Annotated in this window: 14 protein-coding genes and 4 tRNA genes; all 18 read right to left on the reverse strand. The window is 41.7% G+C overall.

From position 1 onward, the window contains the following. Positions 1-189: 189 nt before the first annotated feature. Positions 190-1,536 carry an HlyD family secretion protein gene (locus tag ACE38W_RS06920; RefSeq protein ID WP_375829678.1) on the reverse strand — a complete coding sequence of 449 codons (1,347 nt, stop codon included), beginning with the start codon at positions 1,534-1,536 and terminating at the stop codon, positions 190-192. Positions 1,537-1,538: 2 nt separating this feature from the next. Continuing rightward, entirely contained in the window at positions 1,539-3,731 is a 2,193-nt protein-coding gene (locus tag ACE38W_RS06925) for a peptidase domain-containing ABC transporter (RefSeq protein WP_375829679.1), read from the reverse strand. Positions 3,732-3,951: 220 nt separating this feature from the next. Further along, positions 3,952-7,068, reverse strand: coding sequence for a lantibiotic dehydratase (locus ACE38W_RS06930; RefSeq protein ID WP_375829680.1), 3,117 nt, complete (start codon positions 7,066-7,068; stop codon positions 3,952-3,954). Between the two features lie 96 nt (positions 7,069-7,164). After that, positions 7,165-8,343 carry a lanthionine synthetase LanC family protein gene (locus tag ACE38W_RS06935; RefSeq protein WP_375829681.1) on the reverse strand — a complete coding sequence of 393 codons (1,179 nt, stop codon included), beginning with the start codon at positions 8,341-8,343 and terminating at the stop codon, positions 7,165-7,167. A 95-nt stretch (positions 8,344-8,438) separates the two neighbouring features. Then, entirely contained in the window at positions 8,439-9,158 is a 720-nt protein-coding gene (locus tag ACE38W_RS06940; protein WP_375829682.1) for a LytR/AlgR family response regulator transcription factor, read from the reverse strand. Then, the gene (locus ACE38W_RS06945) at positions 9,155-10,309 is read right to left on the reverse strand and encodes a sensor histidine kinase (protein ID WP_375829683.1); all 1,155 of its coding nucleotides are present in this window, start codon (positions 10,307-10,309) and stop codon (positions 9,155-9,157) included. The genes ACE38W_RS06940 and ACE38W_RS06945 overlap by 4 nt, the downstream gene beginning before the upstream one ends. A gap of 94 nt (positions 10,310-10,403) precedes the next feature. Next, entirely contained in the window at positions 10,404-11,834 is a 1,431-nt protein-coding gene (locus tag ACE38W_RS06950; RefSeq protein ID WP_375829684.1) for a S41 family peptidase, read from the reverse strand. Between the two features lie 73 nt (positions 11,835-11,907). Next, the gene (locus ACE38W_RS06955) at positions 11,908-12,096 is read right to left on the reverse strand and encodes a hypothetical protein (protein ID WP_375829685.1); all 189 of its coding nucleotides are present in this window, start codon (positions 12,094-12,096) and stop codon (positions 11,908-11,910) included. 231 nt (positions 12,097-12,327) lie between these two features. After that, the gene (locus ACE38W_RS06960) at positions 12,328-13,059 is read right to left on the reverse strand and encodes a hypothetical protein (protein WP_375829686.1); all 732 of its coding nucleotides are present in this window, start codon (positions 13,057-13,059) and stop codon (positions 12,328-12,330) included. A gap of 44 nt (positions 13,060-13,103) precedes the next feature. After that, positions 13,104-15,290 carry a peptidase domain-containing ABC transporter gene (locus ACE38W_RS06965; protein ID WP_375829687.1) on the reverse strand — a complete coding sequence of 729 codons (2,187 nt, stop codon included), beginning with the start codon at positions 15,288-15,290 and terminating at the stop codon, positions 13,104-13,106. A gap of 23 nt (positions 15,291-15,313) precedes the next feature. Further along, positions 15,314-18,427, reverse strand: coding sequence for a lantibiotic dehydratase (locus ACE38W_RS06970; protein ID WP_375829688.1), 3,114 nt, complete (start codon positions 18,425-18,427; stop codon positions 15,314-15,316). Positions 18,428-18,477: 50 nt separating this feature from the next. Further along, positions 18,478-18,552, reverse strand: a tRNA-Glu gene (locus tag ACE38W_RS06975). A 28-nt stretch (positions 18,553-18,580) separates the two neighbouring features. Next, positions 18,581-18,652, reverse strand: a tRNA-Glu gene (locus ACE38W_RS06980). Between the two features lie 28 nt (positions 18,653-18,680). Beyond that, positions 18,681-18,752 (reverse strand) — tRNA-Glu (locus ACE38W_RS06985). 28 nt (positions 18,753-18,780) lie between these two features. Next, a tRNA-Glu gene (locus tag ACE38W_RS06990) sits at positions 18,781-18,852 on the reverse strand. A 12-nt stretch (positions 18,853-18,864) separates the two neighbouring features. Beyond that, positions 18,865-20,064 carry a lanthionine synthetase C family protein gene (locus ACE38W_RS06995; RefSeq protein WP_375829689.1) on the reverse strand — a complete coding sequence of 400 codons (1,200 nt, stop codon included), beginning with the start codon at positions 20,062-20,064 and terminating at the stop codon, positions 18,865-18,867. A 92-nt stretch (positions 20,065-20,156) separates the two neighbouring features. Further along, positions 20,157-20,348: a class I lanthipeptide gene (locus ACE38W_RS07000; protein WP_375829690.1), complete on the reverse strand. Its 192-nt coding sequence runs from the start codon at positions 20,346-20,348 to the stop codon at positions 20,157-20,159. A gap of 54 nt (positions 20,349-20,402) precedes the next feature. After that, the coding region (locus ACE38W_RS07005; protein ID WP_375829690.1) for a class I lanthipeptide at positions 20,403-20,595 on the reverse strand (193 nt) is incomplete at its 5' end.

The raw sequence follows: 20,595 nt of genomic DNA on the forward strand, positions 1-20,595 counted from the left end.
TTGCGTTTTTAGTAATTACTTAATTTATAACCAAGTCACGGTCTCTACAGAGTAGAGACGGGTCGAAGTACCTCAACTCCGCAAATGCCACTTCTTAACCGAAATGGATTTTGCGTTTTTGGTTGTTAGTCATAACCGCACTTCAATCCCTCCAGCACATGGGTTTGGGAGCGATACCCTCAAAACACCTCACCTCCTCCATTTCCCATATACCGATTCAAACAACCTTTGTAAAATACTTTTATCATCAGTGAGTATTTCTGCTACCCCTTCCAATTGTGGCTGAACAGGTATAGTTTTTCCTGCATTGGTCACCAAACCATTATCCAGATTAATTTCTACTTCAAAGGTGCTGTCCATTGCCACCATAGACCTCGATACCATTTTCCCGCGAAGCATTCCATATTCCTCGAATGGATAAGCCGTCAACTTTATCAGCACCTGCTGCCCAGGCTTGATTTTACCTGAACCATTTATTCCTGTATTTCCTCTTACCACAAATGCTTGCGTTGGAGGAATGATCATTACCACACCTTCCCCTGTTTGTACAAACTGGTTTTCTTTCCAATATTTAAAAAAATTCACCTTCCCGGAAATAGGACTTTTAATAACATAATTCTGTTCCCACAGGCTATAGGCGCCGGCAAAGCGTTTGGCGGCCTCCCGTATTTTCAATAAAAGATTATTCTCTTCGCTGTGTTTTTGTAAGGTTGTCTCAGTAATGTTCTTCTGGTATTCTTCCTGTTGCAGATTATTCTGGATAATATTGCTCTTATTACTCTGTGTATTCATTTGCTGATCCAGCATCTTCTTCCTCGACTCCTCAAACTCCATCCTGGAAATAACCTTATCTGTTAACAGAGAAGAATCTGCCTTAAAGCGGTTATGTTGTAATTTCAATTGCTCCTGCAATAGTTGCTCCTTCTGTCCCAGTTCCCGGTTTAGCTGCCCATAATAAGAGGCCTGCTGTGTCAATGTTCTAATCTTTGACGTATATACGTCATGGTTATAAAAATAATAGTAAGCCTCTATTGCCTGGTATAGCTCTGTGTAGTTATACTGTAGGTCGCCAAGCTGTAATCCTGTCGGGACCTTAATTTTCAACAACTCAGTATGAAGATCAATAGTGGTATCTATCTCCTGTACCATTCCTTCTACCGTTTCCAGATCTTTATAATTAGCAGGGTTAGCCAGCACGCACAATACCGTGTTGGATGCAACAAGTTCATTATTGTGGACATAAAGATGTTGTATTGGCAAACTATTGCGGGCCACGAGTTTTACAGGTGGATTGGCCGAAGAAATAGTAACCCTGGCAGGTACAACGTCTGGATATTTCAGGAAGTAAGCGCCAATAAAAACGCCTGCCAGTAAAATACCGACCAACACAACGCCTCTGCGAATAATCCAGGATGGCATCTGACCAATAATATCCTCTACTTCATCACTATGCCATTCACTGGCAGTAGTATTCATATTGGAATTGTGCAGGGTTGCAGCATCTTCAGCATGTATGATGTGATTGTCTTCCGGCATAATTAATTTCCCAGTTCCAACTGGTTTTTAATTAATTCAAAATAATATCCTTTCCTCGCCGCTAATTCTTCATGGGTACCTGTTTCAACAATTACTCCTTTTTCCAGTACCACTATTTGATCTGCATGCTTCACGGTACTAAGTCGGTGTGCGATAACGACCACCGTTTTGCCTTCAAAAAAGCGATCCAGTTTCTCCATGATTACCCGTTCATTATTGGCATCCAGGGCGCTGGTAGCCTCATCAAAGAAAAGGTATTGCGGATTTTTGTATACCGCACGGGCTATCTGTATGCGTTGCCTTTGCCCTGCGCTGATGCCATTACCGGAATTACCAATTTTTGTTTGATAACCTAACGGCAACGCCTCTATGAAATCACCGATATTGGCTACATCCACTGCATTACGCAGCTTGTGATTATTAACATATTCATCACTGATAGCAATATTTTTGGAGATAGTATCTGAAAAGATAAATCCATCCTGCATTACAGCGCCACACTGCGCACGCCACCATTTAGGCGATAACTGTTTCAACTCCTTATTGCCAACTTCAATTTTACCATCCAATGGATCATAAAACTGTAATAACAATTTCAGGAGCGTCGTTTTGCCACTGCCACTAGTGCCCACAATGGCGGTAACCTTGCCCTCCGGAATTTTAAGGGAGATATCCTGCAATACAAAGGGCGACTGCGGCCCTCCATATTTAAAAGACACTTTATTCAGCAAAATATCTCCTGACTTTTTTTCAAGGGGAGATAAAACGATTTGCGCTGCTGTTTCTTCCTCTTCCCGGTTATGTATCTCTCCCAACCTGTCAAGACTGATCCTTGCATCCTGCGCTGCCTGTATAAAACCAAGCAGCTGATCTAACGGACTATTCATTTGCCCGATGATATAACTTACAGAAAGCATCATACCCAATGTCATATTACCACTGATAACTTCTCTTGCTGAGAGATAAGAGATGAGAATGTTTTTAAGTTGATTGAAAAAAATAGCACCCACCTGCTGATACTGCCCCAGCGCCAAGCCTTTTACACTGATCTTATATAGCTTTGCCTGCACTCTTTCCCATTCCCATCGTCTGGAAGTTTCACAGTTATTCAATTTGATCTCCTGCATACCAGTGATCAGCTCAAACAATACGTTTTCATTATCGCTCTTTCGCTGAAATCTTTTGTAATCCAACTCCTGTCTTTTCTTCATAAAAAAGAAAATCCAGCCAATAGCTGCAATGCTGAATACAACGAATACCAACAATATTTTCCAACTATAAATAGCCAGTACAATGGAAAACACAAACATGTTAACAAAGGAGAACAGTGTGGATAACGTACTACCTGTAAGAAAACTCTGAATACGACTATGGTCATCTATTCGTTGATGAATGTCACCGATTTTTTTTGTGTCCATAAACCGGATGGGCAGCTTCATCAATTTGATCAGGAAATCGGAAATAATGCTAATATTTATTCTGCTGTTCATGTGCAGCAGAATCCAACTCCTGATCAATTCTATGGCTGTACTACCGGCAAACAATACCAGTTGGGAAATCAACACCAGGTGCACATATCCCAGGTTCTGGTGGTTGATGCCATAATCTACCAGGCTTTGTGTAAGAAATGGCGCTATCAGGGAAAGGATACTTGCGATAACAATACTTAATAGCAGCTGCAACAGGTATTTGCGATAAGGCCGTAGATAATTGAATAAAAAGCGGAACCCTTTATTAACACCGACATCATCTTTCTGTTGGTAAAATGCCTCTGTAGGTTCCAGCATAAGCGCAATACCATCTTTTCCCTTGCTTTGCCAGCTATGCAGAAAAGTTTCCTTATCTACTTTTACCATCCGATTTCCCGGATCAGCGATGAGAATTTTTTCACCTTTTTTATGGCGATACCTTTGTGGTGGCAAAACGACAAAATGTTGCTGGTTCCAATGTAAAATGCAAGGAAGCGTCACTTCTTCCATGAGCTGTTCAAAAGTAATTTTCACCGCACAGGTCCTCAGGTCAATTTTCTCAGCGGCTTCGCTGATACCAAGCAGACTTACTCCTTCTCTTGTGATATAGGATTGTTCTCTAAGGTATTCCAGCGATATTTTCTTTCCATAAAATCTTGCTATCATACGCAAACAGGAGGGGCCACAATCCATAGCATCCAGCTGCCTGTAAAAAGGGAAACTCATTGGGTATAACGATTAAATGTTAGGCATCCAGGGGTTCCTCCTGGCAAACGACGCAGCCTTTAGTGCAATTTTTTTTAGTCAGATTTCCGGAAAGCCCAGATATTGGGCGGAGCGCACCGTATCATCATAAGAGGGTGATCTATAAAGAGATTTAAAGAATTACTGTCCTTGCAATGATCTAAACAATAATAATTAAAAATATAGTGATAAACAAATAAGACTATTGTACTTGTTTACCAGTTATCTTCTTTGCTCTGGCTATCAATGATCCATAATATTTGCCCGCATAATAATACAGTTCACATTCTGTCTGGCGCTGCTTTTCAGCAAACAACCTGTTAATGTACATATGAAAATAACTACCTGCAAGCTGCTTCACATATGGACCAGTATCATTGCTGTTAGTTATTGCCTGCACCTTATCAAGTAGCACATTACTATAAGCATAATGGGCCGCAACTATTTGTGCCACAGGTTTTTTATCCGATTGATGCATATCCATGACATCATTGATATCCTTTTGTATAAAACGATACTTCTTATCGAGTTCCACTTTCATGGTAGCATCATCTTCTCTTCCATATTCACGACTAAGATACCTGAAATTAGTTTCGCACATCTGCTGGCGTTGTTCCATATTGAGTTTCAAGCCTTCCAGGTAGCATGCCAGCCCCGATAATCCTGCCAGCATTCTATTGTCTTCATTACCAGTTAGGACTCCACTTTTCAATAACGACATAACACAGTCGCTATCGATATCAAAAACAGATTCCGACAGCAGCATCGTTTTTTCTCCGTAACGCTCTATTTCCCGTTGATAGGTATCAAGTACCACCTGAGAAATCTTGCCTGTCTTCACTTCTTTATCCACAGCAGTGTAAACGGCGGTCATCACCGCTGGCAGATCTTCTTTTCTATTTAATAAAAAACGTATCCTTATATGAAATCCCGGGTCATTATATCTGATAAAGAAGCATTTGCTCACAACACCCTTCTTTTTCAATTTCTTAACCAGGGGATAAATTTTATCGCAAAGCAGGTTATCCACGTTTCGGACACCTGTATATAATTTGAAATAAATCCACTCAGATCCAGGGATATAGGTACGTGCAACCTTATCTGTTAAAAGCTGATGCCTGCGCATATCAGCAGGGTTTCTTTCAGCTGCCGCTTTATTTTTAATGAATGGCAGAATGAACTCATTATTATATGGAACACCTTCTATCATTACTGGTGATCCGGCCTCCAGGCCAATACTTTCCATCAGTTTTATCTTACCCAGCAGTTCCAGCTCTTTATGCAAAAAAGTAACTACCTGTTCATTACTAATATCCAATATCAGTTTGTTATCTCCATCACCATATTCTACGTACATAGGTAGATGTTGCTCCTGCTGTAATGCTGCCAGCTCTTGCTGAAATAATTCAATAGTTAGTTTGGGGCCTCTGGCCAAAACCTGCTCCTTGCTTACATTCCATGTAGCAGGAGAGATTATTGATTGTTGGTATTTTACCCTTGGCAGGAAAGCCTCGTCAGACAGCTGTTCCCAGCTCCAGCCCAAAACGGTACGTAGCCCCTGGAATTGAAGATCGCATAGAAAATTATAGATCGCCAGCGTATGTTCTGAGCTAAAATTATGTGCAGTGGCTAATCTGGGAACTATTTCCTTTCCCAGCTTTTCAGAAAATAATACTACACGGTCATTTTCCACTTTAATATATAGATCAGATAATTCCAATTGGTAAGCTGTGGGCCTGGTTGAGCGGGCCAGGAATGGAATTTCGTATAGCCGCAGATGTGGGCGGGCCATTATATTCCCAATCCTTGGCTGTGGGAGATGGACAATTTCTGCGAAAATTTTATCAGGATGAAAAAGTTCTTCTGTGGCCAATAGTTCTTTGACGGCTGCTTCCAGCCCTTTGTGCATATGACAGAAGCGGCCAAGCAAATTCGCAGCAGAAGGCCCTGAGGCTACACTAAAACTGATCTGTGGCGCTTCTGCGGCGCCAGACAATTTAAAAATTGCATATAAGGAATCAGGTAATGCTTCCAGTGGTGGGTTTTCAAATGCTACTAATTCCTCCGGATGAATGGTTATCTCAAATTGACGCTGCAGCAGCGCCTCCGTATGTTTTCTAAACTTGTATCTGGAAACCTGCTCCTGGTGGACAGTCGGTGTATCCTTAAAGGGATGTATCTTTTTATAATCAATACCTAGTTCTGGGTCCAAAGCTTTAAGTAGTGGAAGTGGTTGCCGGTCATACTTTTGCTCGAAGGCCTTTTTAAAAGCGGCTACCCTCTTGCCGGCAGAACCCGAAGTCCCCAACCTGGACAGGGCCGATAATATCTCTTTAATCTGCTTAGTAACGCTTGTACTCAGTAAACTTTCCTGGCATGGCCGGAAAGCATCAACCTGTAGTACCTGGCTTTCCTGTAGCGCCGGATGGACCTCTGTAATCCTTTGCAGCAAAGCATTATAACCTGCTAGTCCACCTTCATTTTTTATTGCAGCACTTAACCCTTGTACATCCTGTAAACAGGCGGTAATCTGATTGTCTATATTAGCAACTTTAAGGGTGGTCAGCATTTCTTCCAGGTAGCTATTTCCTGACACATTAGGTTCCAGCTCCATTACCAGCAACTGATCAACAATCAGTGTATTGATAAAGTCTGTTGCTTCTGCGGCATCGGCACCCAATGCACAAACATGATCCACTAAAGCTTGATAAGTATTGCCATGCCGGCATTCTTTCAACACGGACAACAACACTGCATTGCGGGTTATCTCGGCTATGGTATGGGATTTAACGCCATGAGACTCATATTTTACTTCTATATAACGCAGCTTATCTCCTACTTCATAAATGGTTTTATTGGGAAGAAAGGCGGCCTTTTTACGAACCTCTTCTTCTTCCAGCAACTTCATCATAATATCATACAGATAAGACATATCCAGGCGCACATGCCTTTCCAGCCGTGTATCAATAACAATCGCCGTTTTATCACTGATCGTTCCTACACTGCCTGCAGCAAAAATGCCGAATGGCGTACATCGATAGCAACTACGCGTGTAATACTTTAGCAGCGACCATTCAATCTTCGACGCTTGTCGCGCCTCTGTAATAGTTCCTTCCAGGTATCTATTCGCTTGCTGATAGAAGTCTGGCGATGCCAGGAAAAGCGCTTCATTAAAAGCGGGAGAGGTCAATATTCTTTTAAAAAATTCTTTTTTATCCGTATTGCTATTTGTAAGCTGGGTGTAGAATTCCTTCAACTTTTCCAGCGGATACAAGGGCGTTCTCAGGAAAAAAAAATCTGTTTTGTAATGGTCAAACATGGAGCCTGTTAATTATAGGGAAACAAATCCGGCCTTCCGGTTAACAATACTCCATTAAAATAAGATTTCTTTATCAATCCTACAAATAGCTATTCATTACAACAGCAAGGCAGCGCTCCAATCTAATCGCTGCGCTGATACAAATGACATCAGGGTAAACGCCACACCAACAAGGCCTTCCAGCAGGTCATGTTCCTTACCTTCATAATGGCCAGCTCCCAGGTCTCTGTCCAGCATTTCAATCGTTTGTCCTATCCAGTAGTGGTAGCCCTCCTGAAAATGTAGATTGCCAGTAGCCTCAAATAAATTTTTGTATGATTGGGCTACGCCGGCACTTCCATGGCAAAATCCGGCATCCTTGATAAGCGTAGAATTGATGTCTTTGCGCATCAGTGTATGTAAACCTATGAGGTAGGCCAGTTCTGTCAATGGTTTATCATGAAGCAATTTCCCGGCTCTGGAAAAAACCAGCACCTGGTTCAGATCTCCATAGCACCATGCCAGTCTGTTAGGAGCAGAAAATTCATTGGTATTTCGTTTTATTATGAGTGGAAAGAATGAATAATCTTCGTTGATGGCATCTATATCTATCTTATGTTTTTTAATAAAACGGATACCCTGGGTAACCATCTCTTCAATCATACAATTTTTGGAAGATCTGCCCAGCAAATTCAGTAAAACAAGTAAAATACCGCTTTGCCCATGGGAAAGCCCAAAGTCTATGTATTGACGTTCATTGGTTTTAATATAGCTATAGCTGTTAGTCCACCACCAGCCTTCGTGTTGCTTTTCCGCTTGCTGGTAAAGCTTTTCCACCAGTATATCCTGATAATTGGTAACGGTATCTTCTGGTGTTCTTTGGGAGAAATAATGGAGTATACCAAGGCCGCCTTGCAGAAAGTCGATACCTCCTTCTTCAATTTGGGTAACTGCCATATCCAGCAGGTATTTATCGAGAATGGCCAGTTCTCTTTTCACCTGGAAGCTGATAAATTTTCTTTCTTGCAGATAATTAAGCGTATAGGCCATTCCGGCGCCACCATGGGCGAAAGAGGCGCCATATAAGCGAGGATGAGCGCCTTCGAGTCCCTCCACTACTTCTTTAAGTAACTGAAGAGCATGGGTTTTAGTGTTAGTAGTATGGGTAAGCTGGAATTGATGGTACAAATAAAATATCAGACTCAGTTTTCCTTTCAGAAATGAGTCGTTTATGCTCTCAACAGCAATGATCCTCTTGTGTATCTCTTCCAGCTGTTCCTGAGCTTTGCGTTTCATGGTTGGATAATTTTGCTATTACAAAATTACCTGAAATGCAGGCGGAGACTAATTTGATACACCAACTGGCCGATTGTAGGGACGAGATGCTGGGTTTACATAATCTTCTCTTTCATCATCTCGAGAAAACCTGGTTTATAGGTCTCTCCCAACAAAATATCTGCTTTTACATTTTTCAGTAGTATCTGATTTCCTTCTACTGCGGTGATTTTAGCGATGGAAATGATGAATGATTTATGGACACGCATATAATGTTTACGAGGCAAGCGTTCTTCGAGATCTTTCATATTCAGCAGGGCCATCGTTTTTTGGCCATTATGGTGGATGGCTACATAATTTTTCATGCCTTCAATATAATCGATGTCTTTGAGGTTCACTTTCAGCATTTTACCTTTCAGCTCTGTCTTCACAAATATATAGTCATCATCCACCAGTTCATCATTCATTTGGCTGATACCTGATGAGATGAGGTTGAGCGCACGCTGAGAGGCCTTCAGAAATCGAGGGAATGGTACGGGCTTCAGCAGATAATCTATCACTTCCAGGTCGAAGCTTTCTGCTGCAAACTCGCTATAGGCGGTAGTCAGGATAACTTTGGTATTGGTTCGTATTGTTTTGATAAAATCGATGCCTGATATTTCGGGCATTTGTATATCCAGGAAAACCAGGTCAACTTTTTGTGTGTTAATGATTTGCAGGGCTTCCAACGGGGTGGTAGTAGCATGTAAAAGATTCAGGAAGGCCGTTTGTTTTACATAATGTACCAGGATATCAATGGCATGTTGCTCATCATCTACGATTAAACAATTGATCATAGCAAAGTATATTTGAGATTTACGGGTTCATCAGACGCCTGGGCCGTTGTTAGGTTTTCACTACCATTGGCAGCCTGGAAATATATCGTTAAAGCAGCAAAATAAAAATCACCGTTGTCTGTGGCATTTCCTGTTTCAAAAGTATATTGTTGTGGGTATGTCCAGTTTAGTCGTTTCCGTATGTTTTCGATACCAATGCCATGAGATAGTTCTTTGGGGCCTGTTTTCCGTTTATTATACGTGGTAAACTTCAGTTGGGTCCTGTCTTCACTTATTTCCAGGTATAACTTCACAGGGCTTTGAGGGTCCGTAAGATCACCATGTTTAAAGGCATTTTCTACAAGTGTAATCAGCACCAATGGAATAATTCTCATGGAACCAATATCTCCTTTTGTCACAAAATCGAGATGCAATTTATTACTGAAACGTAATTGGTTGATCTTAATAACATTTTTAAGATGCTCAACTTCTTTTGCCAGTGAAACAGTGCCATTTTCACTCTCGTTATTTTCTAACGAGTACCGCATTATATCAGACAAGGTAAGAATTCCTTCCGAAAGTTCAGCGGAACAACTCAGAGATTTAGCATAAAAAAAATTAAGCGTATTATGTAAAAAATGAGGGTTGATTTGGGCTCTTAAAAATGCATATTCAGACTGTAATCGATCCTGTTCTATTTTAAGATGCTGCAATTCAACATTCCTGAGCTGCTTCTCTCTCCTAACAGCCTGGATGGCAAAGTAATAGCCAGAAGAATAGATGGCATAAACAAGATATACCCAGAAAGTGCCTACCACCAAGCCCGTAAAGCGAAAAGCTGGCACTTTATCATCTGCATTAATAATGGAAGCCAATACATACCCATCCAGGTAGTAGATGCCCACACAAACCGCAAACAAACCTATTTCCGCCAGCGGCAAAAACCACTTGTTCTTTTTCTTATTCTTATCCAGCAACTTGTCGAGGATAAAGTAATGACCATAAAATATGATGACAGAAGGTAAAGCTGTAACAATTATATCTATCACATTTACATGATACCCATCTCTTGTAAAAAAATTCTTGAATGTTCCGAGAGAAAGGTACACCGTCCATGCCAGCGCATGAATCAGAACAGAATTGTATTTCTTCAAATTATTAACAAACGACATGTTATAACTATTGGATATCGGAAGAAAGCTTTTAAGATCAAATGGTCTATCAATATATTAAATTATATATTGATAATCAATACCGGGAAATTGATCATTTTCCGCTGTCTGCTGTTCTCACATATTCTACCCAATCTGTTATGCTGTCATCGATTTTCACATCGGGCTGTATGCCCTTATTATCAATGCGCTCCGCTGCCGGCCGATCCGTACAGGAAGTCGGGTACCTCAACACGAAAATACTGCAAGGCATTTTTGATGTCACTACGTCTGCATAGTCTACCGCTCCCATCGTATGAGCACCATAAATCTTCACCTTGCTGCTTTGTCTGGCTTTCAATACAAACAATTCAGTACTGCTCGCAGAGTTTTCATTGACAATAACAGCCACCCTGGCTGGATACTGTTTCTTTGTGGGTAGTATCAGCGTATCGCCAGGCCACAGGTGATAGAATGTGCCTACATGGGCCTGCAACTCTGCTGCTTCTTTTCTGAAAACAGCCTTCATACTATCGCTGACATTCGGATAGTCGGTGATGGCATAATAATCACGGATATTATCTGACGTAGCCCTAACCGAAGCTCCCGTTGTAATAATAGGGCCTGTATAAATGTATGGTAGCAGATTTTCGACACACAACACAGAACCACCACCATTATTCCTTACGTCTATAATCAGTTCCTCGGTTTTGCTCAGTACTTCTTTATTTGCTGCGATGAGACTATCAATGAGCGGTTTATACGCCAGGCCGAAGCTAGGCATTACCAACAGGCAATGTTGAGGGTCCAGTACTTTAAACCAGGGTTCCCGGTATTTTGCCTGTGTGATTGGATGATAGGCGCTATCCTTAGGAAACACTTTATGCCAAATGCCATACAGTCCGAGGTTTAGGGTATTAACGCTAACGGCTATAGTAGGATGGGCGACGGAATGGTCTCTCGTATAAAAAGACAGCACCTTATAATGACTATTGGTTTTCTGCACCTGCATTTTTATCTGCCTGGGAAACCAGAAGATGCTGTCTGCCTTCATCATGAAGCCAGAAAAATCAGTGACACCGGCATGTTCTTGCTTCATAATTCCTAGCTGGTAGGTCTTGGTTTCATCTTCCCATATGCCTTCCAGTGAGTCGAGATGCTGACGGTTACGATGTAGGTATGCGGCAAATGTTGCGTTTGTCTGATCTGTTATCTCAGCGTTCCTGAATGCTTTTCTAATGATGTCGTAATTAGAAGTATCCTCTTTGATCATTACGTTCATATGCAGGTCTTCGAAGAAGCGTAGCCAGGCCCTTAGTACAAACAGGCATTCATGCGTATCTGAATGGGCCGCTACATCTTGCAGACTGTCGGTATAATGATTGAACCGTTTTAAATTGGCAGCAGTTACTTTGTCAAAATAGCCGACATAATTTTCTTTTACTTTTTCCGTCATAAAGCGAAAATCGTTAGCACAGTTACAGTTCTGGCCTTTGAGCGTGCAGGCGCAGAGGATCATAAATAGGATAAGACTACATTTTTTCATTGGGATTTCTATTACTGTTCATTAATAGTTAAGCATAAACTGGAATCAACAACTACCTACCACAATATAACAATTACCCGGCAGCTCCGGAAGTAGGAAGGGAATTAGTCACGTCACATTCCGGGCGGGTAGACTGGCCAGCTGCTCTAGGAAGAGTAGCGCCACCCCATACTTTACCCATTTCGGTTTTGTCTAATGCAATAACAGTAATTTTGTTCAGCTTCAGAGAAGGTTTTTTGGAAGATTGAAAATAGTTTTTCATTTTTTTCAGATTTTTTTTGTGAGAAATACTTTTTGAGTTTCGTTTTCGGAGTAGCTCCGTTTGTTGAAATAAAAGTAGGCCGGAAAAAAAAGGTGGTATAAAAGGATACACCAAACCGGCATTTCGATGTATGAAATGCCGGAAATCTTGCTTTTCCCTATTAAAACCCTTTTTCTTTCTCTTAAATCTGAAACTGCGGATGTTTAGGCATCCATATTGATAATCTTGCTGTTAATTAAGAAAACTCAGAATACGTTGTATCAATCGCTTATTTGTTGTTACTACTTCTGCTTGTCCATCCATTTCTTTATAGATATCCAGTACTTTATGGAAAGTGGTGACATTCCCGCCAGACAACAATACATCCACTGACACTATGCCATCTCCAGCTGGTAGCGGCTTTGATAAAACTGTACCTACCAGATTCCCGAATTCCCGGCTAGGGTAGTTATTAAGGTGAATAGCTACCTGCTGCCCTATCTGTATCTTACCTGTGCCGGCAGATGGCAGTGTCACGGTGCTTACATAAGCCACTTTTTCTGGCTGTATGCTCATTAGCAGCGTGGTATGATTATATACCGCCATGCTGTCGATAACACGCTCAAATACCACCTTTCCGTATGCGGGCGATAACACCGTATCGGCAGTAGTATTATTACCTACAACGGTTTTCTGGAAGAGCGGCTGGCCTTTTCTGACCAGCTGCCCGTTTGAAACATATAAGGCTTTCACTGTTCCTTTGTCTACCGTGATGGCCGCCGGCGCTATCACTGGCGCTACTATTGCCTTTCCTGACATGATATCCGGATAACTAACGAATCCGGAAAGCAGCAGCAACAGCAGTATTATCATTAACAACAGCATGTTACCCCAACGAAGGATGAATGCCGGCATAGTGCCTAATACCTCGTTTACTTCATCGCTCATCAGTGAGCTTTCAAAATCATCGTACCTGACTGGCATATAATAAGTTTTAATATGATTGGCTTAATTACGTAAAGGCGTTTTTATTCTCCCAATTCCAACTGGTTCTTTACCAGGTTAAAATAATATCCTCTTTCATGAATGAGTTCCTGGTGTGTACCTACTTCAGTTATCTGTCCTTTTTCCAACACAATGATCTTATCTGCATTTTTCACGGTACTCAACCGGTGAGCAATTACCACTACAGTACGGCCTTCAAAAAAGTGATTCAGATTTTCAATGATGACCCGTTCGTTTCTTGCATCCAGTGCGCTGGTAGCCTCATCAAAGAAAAGCACTTCCGGGTTTTTATACACCGCCCTGGCGATGAGTATGCGTTGCTTCTGTCCTGTGCTTAGTCCTAGCCCGTTCTGCCCTATTTTGGTATTATACTTCAATGGAAGCGATTCGATATACTCTTGTATATTGGCTATCCTGGTGGCTTCCAGCATACGCTTTTCATCTACCTCCTGCTCACCTACTCCGATATTGCCAGCAATGCTATCGTTGAAAATATACCCTTCCTGCATTACCACACCACACTTCCCCCTCCATTTGCTATGACTCATTTGTTTCAATGGCTGCCCACCTATGTATATACCACCTTCCAATGGATCATAGAATTTAAGCAGCAATTTTAGCAAGGTGGTTTTACCGCTGCCACTGGCACCCACTATAGCAGTAACTTTTTGATGCGGTATCAATAAGTCGAGGTTCTTTAACACCATGTTATTCCGCGCACTGCTTTCATATTTAAAAGAAAGGCTGCTGATAGAAATATCACCTGCGGGTATATCCTGTATTTTTTCATCTATCTCAACTTCTTCATCAGGTTTGTTATGTATTTCGTTGATACGTCCTATGCTCAACCGGGCATCCTGCCAGGATTTGATAAATTCCACCAGTTGCAGGATAGGTGCATTTAGCTGTCCGATGATATACGAAATAGATAACATCACACCCAGCGAAATTTTACCATCTATCACCAACTTGGCCGCCAGGAAGGATATAATGATATTCTTCAGCTCATTGATAAGTGATGCGCCTCCTGTTTGGGCCTGACTTAGCTTCAATCCTTTCAGACTTGTTTTAAACAACTTCACCTGCAGATGCTCCCATTGCCATCTTTTCTTTCGTTCTGCATTATTCAGTTTTATTTCCTGCATACCATAGATCAGTTCCAGGTTCTTCTCATTGTTCAGCGATAACTGTGTAAACCTTTTGTAATCCAGGTTGGCACGCTTCTTCATGAAGAAAGTAATCCAGCAGAAATATATGGCGCTCATGGTCGCAAACACCATAAAGATGAGCGGACTGTATATGATGAGTACTATATTAAATACGATTAGGTTGATAAAAGAGAATACCGTATTTAATGTACCTGAAGTAAGAAATAATTCTACCCGTTGATGATCTGTAATACGTTGTAGTATATCTCCAGTCATCTTCACATCAAAATACCCTAGTGGTAGTTTCATGAGTTTTCTGAAAAAATCAGATAGCAGGTTGATGTTGATACGACTACTGAGGTGCATGAGAATGAATCCTCGCAAGACTTCCACGCTTGTTTTACCAAGAAACAACAACAGTTGCGCCATTAGTATCAGGTAAATAAAATTCAGGTTATTATGCTGAATACCAATATCCACAATACTTTGCGTCAAAAAAGGAAACACCAGTTGTAACAAGCTACCGGCAAAGAGGCCTATGAACAGCTGTGTCATCAGCTTCTTGTATTTCAACAAGTATTTATAGATAAACCAGATGCCTTCACTGGTGGCTTTCTCCTCTTCATCGATTGTTTCAAATTCTGGCGCAGTTTCCATCGTAAGAATAATCCCTTCATTATTAGCACCGGCGGTCCAGTTCTTAAGGAACTCTTCACGGGTATACGTAATAAGCCCATGTGCAGGATCCGATACATATACCTTGTTATTTTTAATGCGGTATACTACGATGAAGTGACGTTGATTCCAGAGCGCGATACATGGGAAAGGAGATTCTTCCGCCATATCTTCATAATTCAATTTAGCGCCCACTGTACGAAAACCCGTTTTCTCGGCGGCCTCGCTGATGGCCAGCAGGCTGGAACCTGATCTGGTAGTGCGACACAGCTTACGGAAATATTCTATGGAATACGACTTACCGTAGTATTTAGTGATGATGCGAAGGCAGGTAGGCCCACAATCCATCTCGTCGTATTGTTTATAGGAAGGAAAATTTTTAAACATATCTTCGGCGTTTATACTGGTGATCAGATAGCAGTTGCTTTCTGTCGGGCAATTGCGGATTGATAGTAGCGTGAAAGGAAATCATAGATCACCATTTCATGCTTACGTGGGTTTGAGGGAATAATACGATTCAATATCATATGGATGTAGCTGGATAATAAATCTGGTAACGAAACTTTCAATCTGCCACTTTCCTTTAGCATCAGGATTTCCTCTGCCAGCGGCTGTATAGCCTGTGATTTATTATTCAATATTTCAATCAGTGGATAGATATCATTCTCAGGGCTTAATTCCTTATTCATAATCAGGTCTATCCTCTTTTTATTGTTGCGGTACCTGTCATTCAGCTGTAGCTTTATTGTTTTATCCACATTAAATTCTGTGGCAAACACATCTTTCAAATGGTCTAGCAGTGCCAACTTTTCAGCTAATGACAGCTTAAACACTACCAATAGTTCTTCTATAGAACGCATGCCCCACATCCACCTGAGTTCTTCTCTTTCATCACCGTAGGTGTTATATAGCATTTCTAATAAAGCCTTGCTGTCGTGGTAGAAGAAAGTCTCCGCCAGCGAGATAGTATTAGCACCGTAACGATCTGTTTCCCGGGCATAAGTATCGGTTTGCATTTTCCAGATGTATCCATCTTCCTGGTAAGGCTCCAGGTAAGTACGCACAAGATTGATCACATCTCCTGTTTTTTGTACATCAGGTAGATGAAAACGCAACCTGATATGAAATCCTGGGTCCGTATAGCGGATAAAGAACCATTTATCTGTAATGCCCCGTGCTTGCAGTTCTTCGGTCAATGGCTTTATAGCTTCTTCCAATATTTTATCGGCAGATTTAAGTCCACAGTACAATTTATAATACAACCATTCGGAGCCGAGTGTAAATTTCTCGGGTATCTGTTCTGACGATTGTTTTTGTTTTAGCGTAGTGGCGTTGGCGTGAGAAGGGGCTGTTTTTTTCAATACAGCTACTATCTGATTCACATAGGCGTCACCGTTACCATTAGTTACTAATTGCTGATCATTCAAAAATTCACGGAGCATAAACACGGGCCGGTTTTTAACAGTATCCAGCAACACTGCCAGCATCGATGGACTTTCAAAATCTACTAAGAGTTCATTATCACCATCCGCTAACACCATGCACTGTGGTAGGTTCCATTCATCTCTGAATTTTTTGACAGCTGCTGACAAACTTTCGTTTTCCAGCTCTGCGAGGTGCTTTACTTCTGACCAGGTAAAGCTCCAGCGTGCCAGGTGCAGGATAGTATTTTTATATATAGCACGGGGCAGACAGCGATGCTGTGTTTGCAGGTTCCCCCAGTTAAATACCAGCTGAGATCTTCTATCTTGCAGTTGCAGATCTCCCAGAAACTGATACACAGGCAAGGCATCAATCGAAAAATTGTGTGCGGTGGTGAGTCGTGGGATCACTCTTTTATTCAGTCTTCCCGAACGCAATATCACCTTGTTATTTCTCACAGAAACATACAGGTCCTGTACGTCGATCTGATTTGCTTTATCCAGTGAAGATTTTGCGAGATAAGGAATTTCATAATTTCTGAAAACCGGGTGCAGCAGCACGTTTCCCGCCCTACTTTCGGGGAGGTGAATAATTTCTGCATACACGATATCGGGGTCCTGTGCCTGTTCCTGGTTAGTGATATCGCATACCATTTCATTAATCCTTTCATCAGCATGCGCAAAGCGACCCAATAGGTTGGCTGCGCTGGAACCATACACACTTTCAATAAAAACGTTATCCTGGTTATCTATCAATCTAAACATCACAGAAATAGATGGTGGCAGATCGTTCCAATTCGCGTTTAGCTTCGCCAGATCCTCATCTTGAAATTCTACTATATTACTTTTCCTGGCATAGGCATCCATCAATTTATTGTGCAGCATAGTTTCCAGCTTACCCCAGGGGATATTTTTATCTCTGGTCTTTTCCACGGAATGCATGCCTCTGATCAGCGGCATAATACTTCCTCCGCCGTTATCCAGGTAACCAATACCCGTCTCGATATCTAAGACTTCCAACAGTGGCATTTCTTTGTCTTCATAACGTTCATAGAACCTGCGGGTAAAAGATTGGAGGTGCTCATTGGGTTTGGCGATGGTAAGTTTATTGAGTGCTTCAAGGCCAGCGGTCAGCTTTTCTTGAATGGATTCATCAACCCCTTTACCCGAAACCAGTTTTACGGTATCTGTCTGAAATAATTTATTTTCTTCGTATTTAACACCCAGCAGATCTAATATCTGCATGATGTCGCGATAGAGCGTTACATTGTTACCTGCTGTCTTATCCAGCTCTTTCAACAGCGTTCCTATCTGGCGTAATACCGGCAGTATCTTTTGAATACTTTCCTGTTGCTGATCTATATTATCAAGAACTGCAATGATCTGAAATAAGAATTCTTTTCCGGTGATAGCAGGTTCCAGTTCATTTACTAACAACTGTGCTTCCATCAGTTGTTCGATGAAGACGGTAGCTTCTTCCGTAGTAATTTCTCCATCAGTAAGCCAGCCTACCATTTCCTTCATGGTAGCGCCATTGGTGGCAGAACGCAACACCCTGGTAACCGTTTCGGCGCCAGTTACGGCACTGATCTGGTGGCGTCGTTTACCATTTTTATATGTATATTCTACATAACGTAATTCATCACCTATAGAATAGATACTGTTATTAGGGAAGTAGCGCAGATTTTCCTTTATTCCAGGCAGCTTTGCTAACCTTTGCGCCAATGCACAGAGGTAGTGCATATCCAGCCTGGTATGGCGATCAATATTCTTATCACTGACTACGATACTTGTTCCTTCCTTGCTCCATTCTACTACTGCACATCCTGAAAAAAGTCCGAAAGGCGTACAGCGACTACTCATCCGCAGGTAATATTTACTCACAGATCTTACCAGTTTATCGATATCTTTTTTATTGGTGATCAATCCCTCTCTCCACTTGATACATTCGTCGTGCAACACAGGCGATGCCAGATATAATGCTTCCAGGAAGGCGTTATCCTGCAGCAGGGTGGTGAAATCAATCCTGTTTACCTGTTCCGTAAGTGGAAACCGGGGGGTTCTGAGGACTAACCGTTGATCGAATAAATATGGAATATCCATGGTGAATAGATTTATAATTTCAGGAATATTATTAAAGGGAAATTTTAGATTGGTACCACGTACAGGATTCGAACCTGTGATTTTTCCTAGAAAGGGAAACGTCTTAACCTCTTGACCAACGCGGCTTGTATAAAACCTTAATTAAAAAACTTGTACCACGTAAGGGATTCGAACCCATGATTTTTCCGTGAAAGGGAAACGTCTTAACCTCTTGACCAACGCGGCTTGTATAAAACCTTAATTAAAAAACTTGTACCACGTAAGGGATTCGAACCCATGATTTTTCCGTGAAAGGGAAACGTCTTAACCTCTTGACCAACGCGGCTTGCATAAAACATCAATTAAAAAACTTGTACCACGTAAGGGATTCGAACCCATGATTTTTCCGTGAAAGGGAAACGTCTTAACCTCTTGACTAACGCGGCTTATATCTTGTATCAGGACATCATCAATACTCTGTCCCAATCACTACTATCATTATTCTCACCCAGGTAATCTGTGAGCACAAGTCCCATCCCTGCTGCACCATCCAGCAAACCATGCACTTCAATGAAAGGGCCTCCATTATATTTTTTGAACCCTCCATATCCGCCGTCGTGATAACATAATTCCAGTGTTTGCTCCATCCACAACTGATAATTCTCTTCAAAAATCTTGTTACCTGTGAAACCATACCATTTACGGTACATATGTGCTAAACCCGCACCACCGTGGCATAAGCAAGCATCATGGATGATTGCCTTTTTGGGCGTATTGCGCCTGGTTGCTGTGAGCGCCAATTCCTCAGCTTCTTGCATTAATACTTCATCATTCAGTGCTTTCGCAGCGTGATATAATCCGATAGAAATAATGGTATCTCCATAACACCAACCTAACGGCACTTCATAGGTACTTTGAATGGAGCCACCGCTCAACTTTACTATAGAAGGAAATACAGCTACTGATGCAGGGTCTGTAGACTTATACTGCATAAGGTTATCAACGCCAGCCTTGATAGAAGTTGCTATTTCCTGTTTATTAGCTGCCAGCTCATGATACCTGCTCAGAAAAGATATCAGGGAAATAGTGCCATGTGCCATACCGCAATTGATAAACACATCTTTAGAAGCCTCACTGGCAGGTACTGTGGCTAATCCGGTGATAAGGTCCAGGTTATGGCGCATCGCCTCTCCCGCTAGGGTAAATCTGTCCATGGAGAGGAAACCCGCGTGGTACCTGTCAAGAAAGTAAGCAGCCAACCCCAGAGACCCATGCAGGAGGTCTGTGTTTCTTTTTTGCTGCATCCGTTCAAAAACGTCGAATAAGATGTCATCGCATTGTTTTAAAAAGTCAACAATAGTATCGTCCAGAAATTCCTTTTCATATAAGTAATTCAACAGAAAAGCTAAACCGGTTAAGCCATCACAATAAGTAAAAGAGCGGATGCCATCATTTAGTTGCGCCATAACATGTTCCAATAATATCTCCGTGCGCTCACGATAAATATCTTGCTGAAAATTTTTGTGCATATTATAGTAGAACAAAGCCAGTCCAGCATTTCCTGTCAGCAGCGACATAGAAGGTTTTTCCTGATATCGCTGAAAGAGTTCTTTTTCTACCTGCTCCAGTTTATCTGCGATGAGTGCTTTCGTTTTCATATAGCTGTGTATGTTATAATGATTGTAAAATTTCTGGGTTTAATACTGGGCCCTTCCATACTGAAGGACCCAGTTATATAAATGCATCATGCTTATGCTTCTGCGTAGCCGGAAAGGGTAGTGCAAGCGCTGCAAGTGAAGTTGTGGTGAGTACTCAGGTCGCCACCTTGTACTGGTGCCTGAACACCGCCTTCTACCTGATCCAGTTCTTCACCGGTTAAGTTGGCCACTTTTTCTTTATCGAAAGAAAGTTTGTCGTTCATTAATGCGAATTGCTTTTTCATGATTGTGATTTTTGGTTGGTTGATAAATAATTATTGATGGAATATTCGTTTTAATTATGCTTCTGCGTAGCCAGACAGGGTAGTGCAAGCGCTGCAAGTGAAGTTGTGGTGAGTACTCAGGTCCCCACCTTGTACTGGCGCCTGAACACCGCCTTCTACCTGATCCAGTTCTTCACCGGTTAAATTGGCCACTTTTTCTTTGTCGAAAGAAAGTTTGTCGTTCATTAATGCGAATTGCTTTTTCATG

It is taken from the genome of Chitinophaga sp. Hz27 (genome assembly GCF_042263525.1).
GTDB lineage: Bacteria > Bacteroidota > Bacteroidia > Chitinophagales > Chitinophagaceae > Chitinophaga.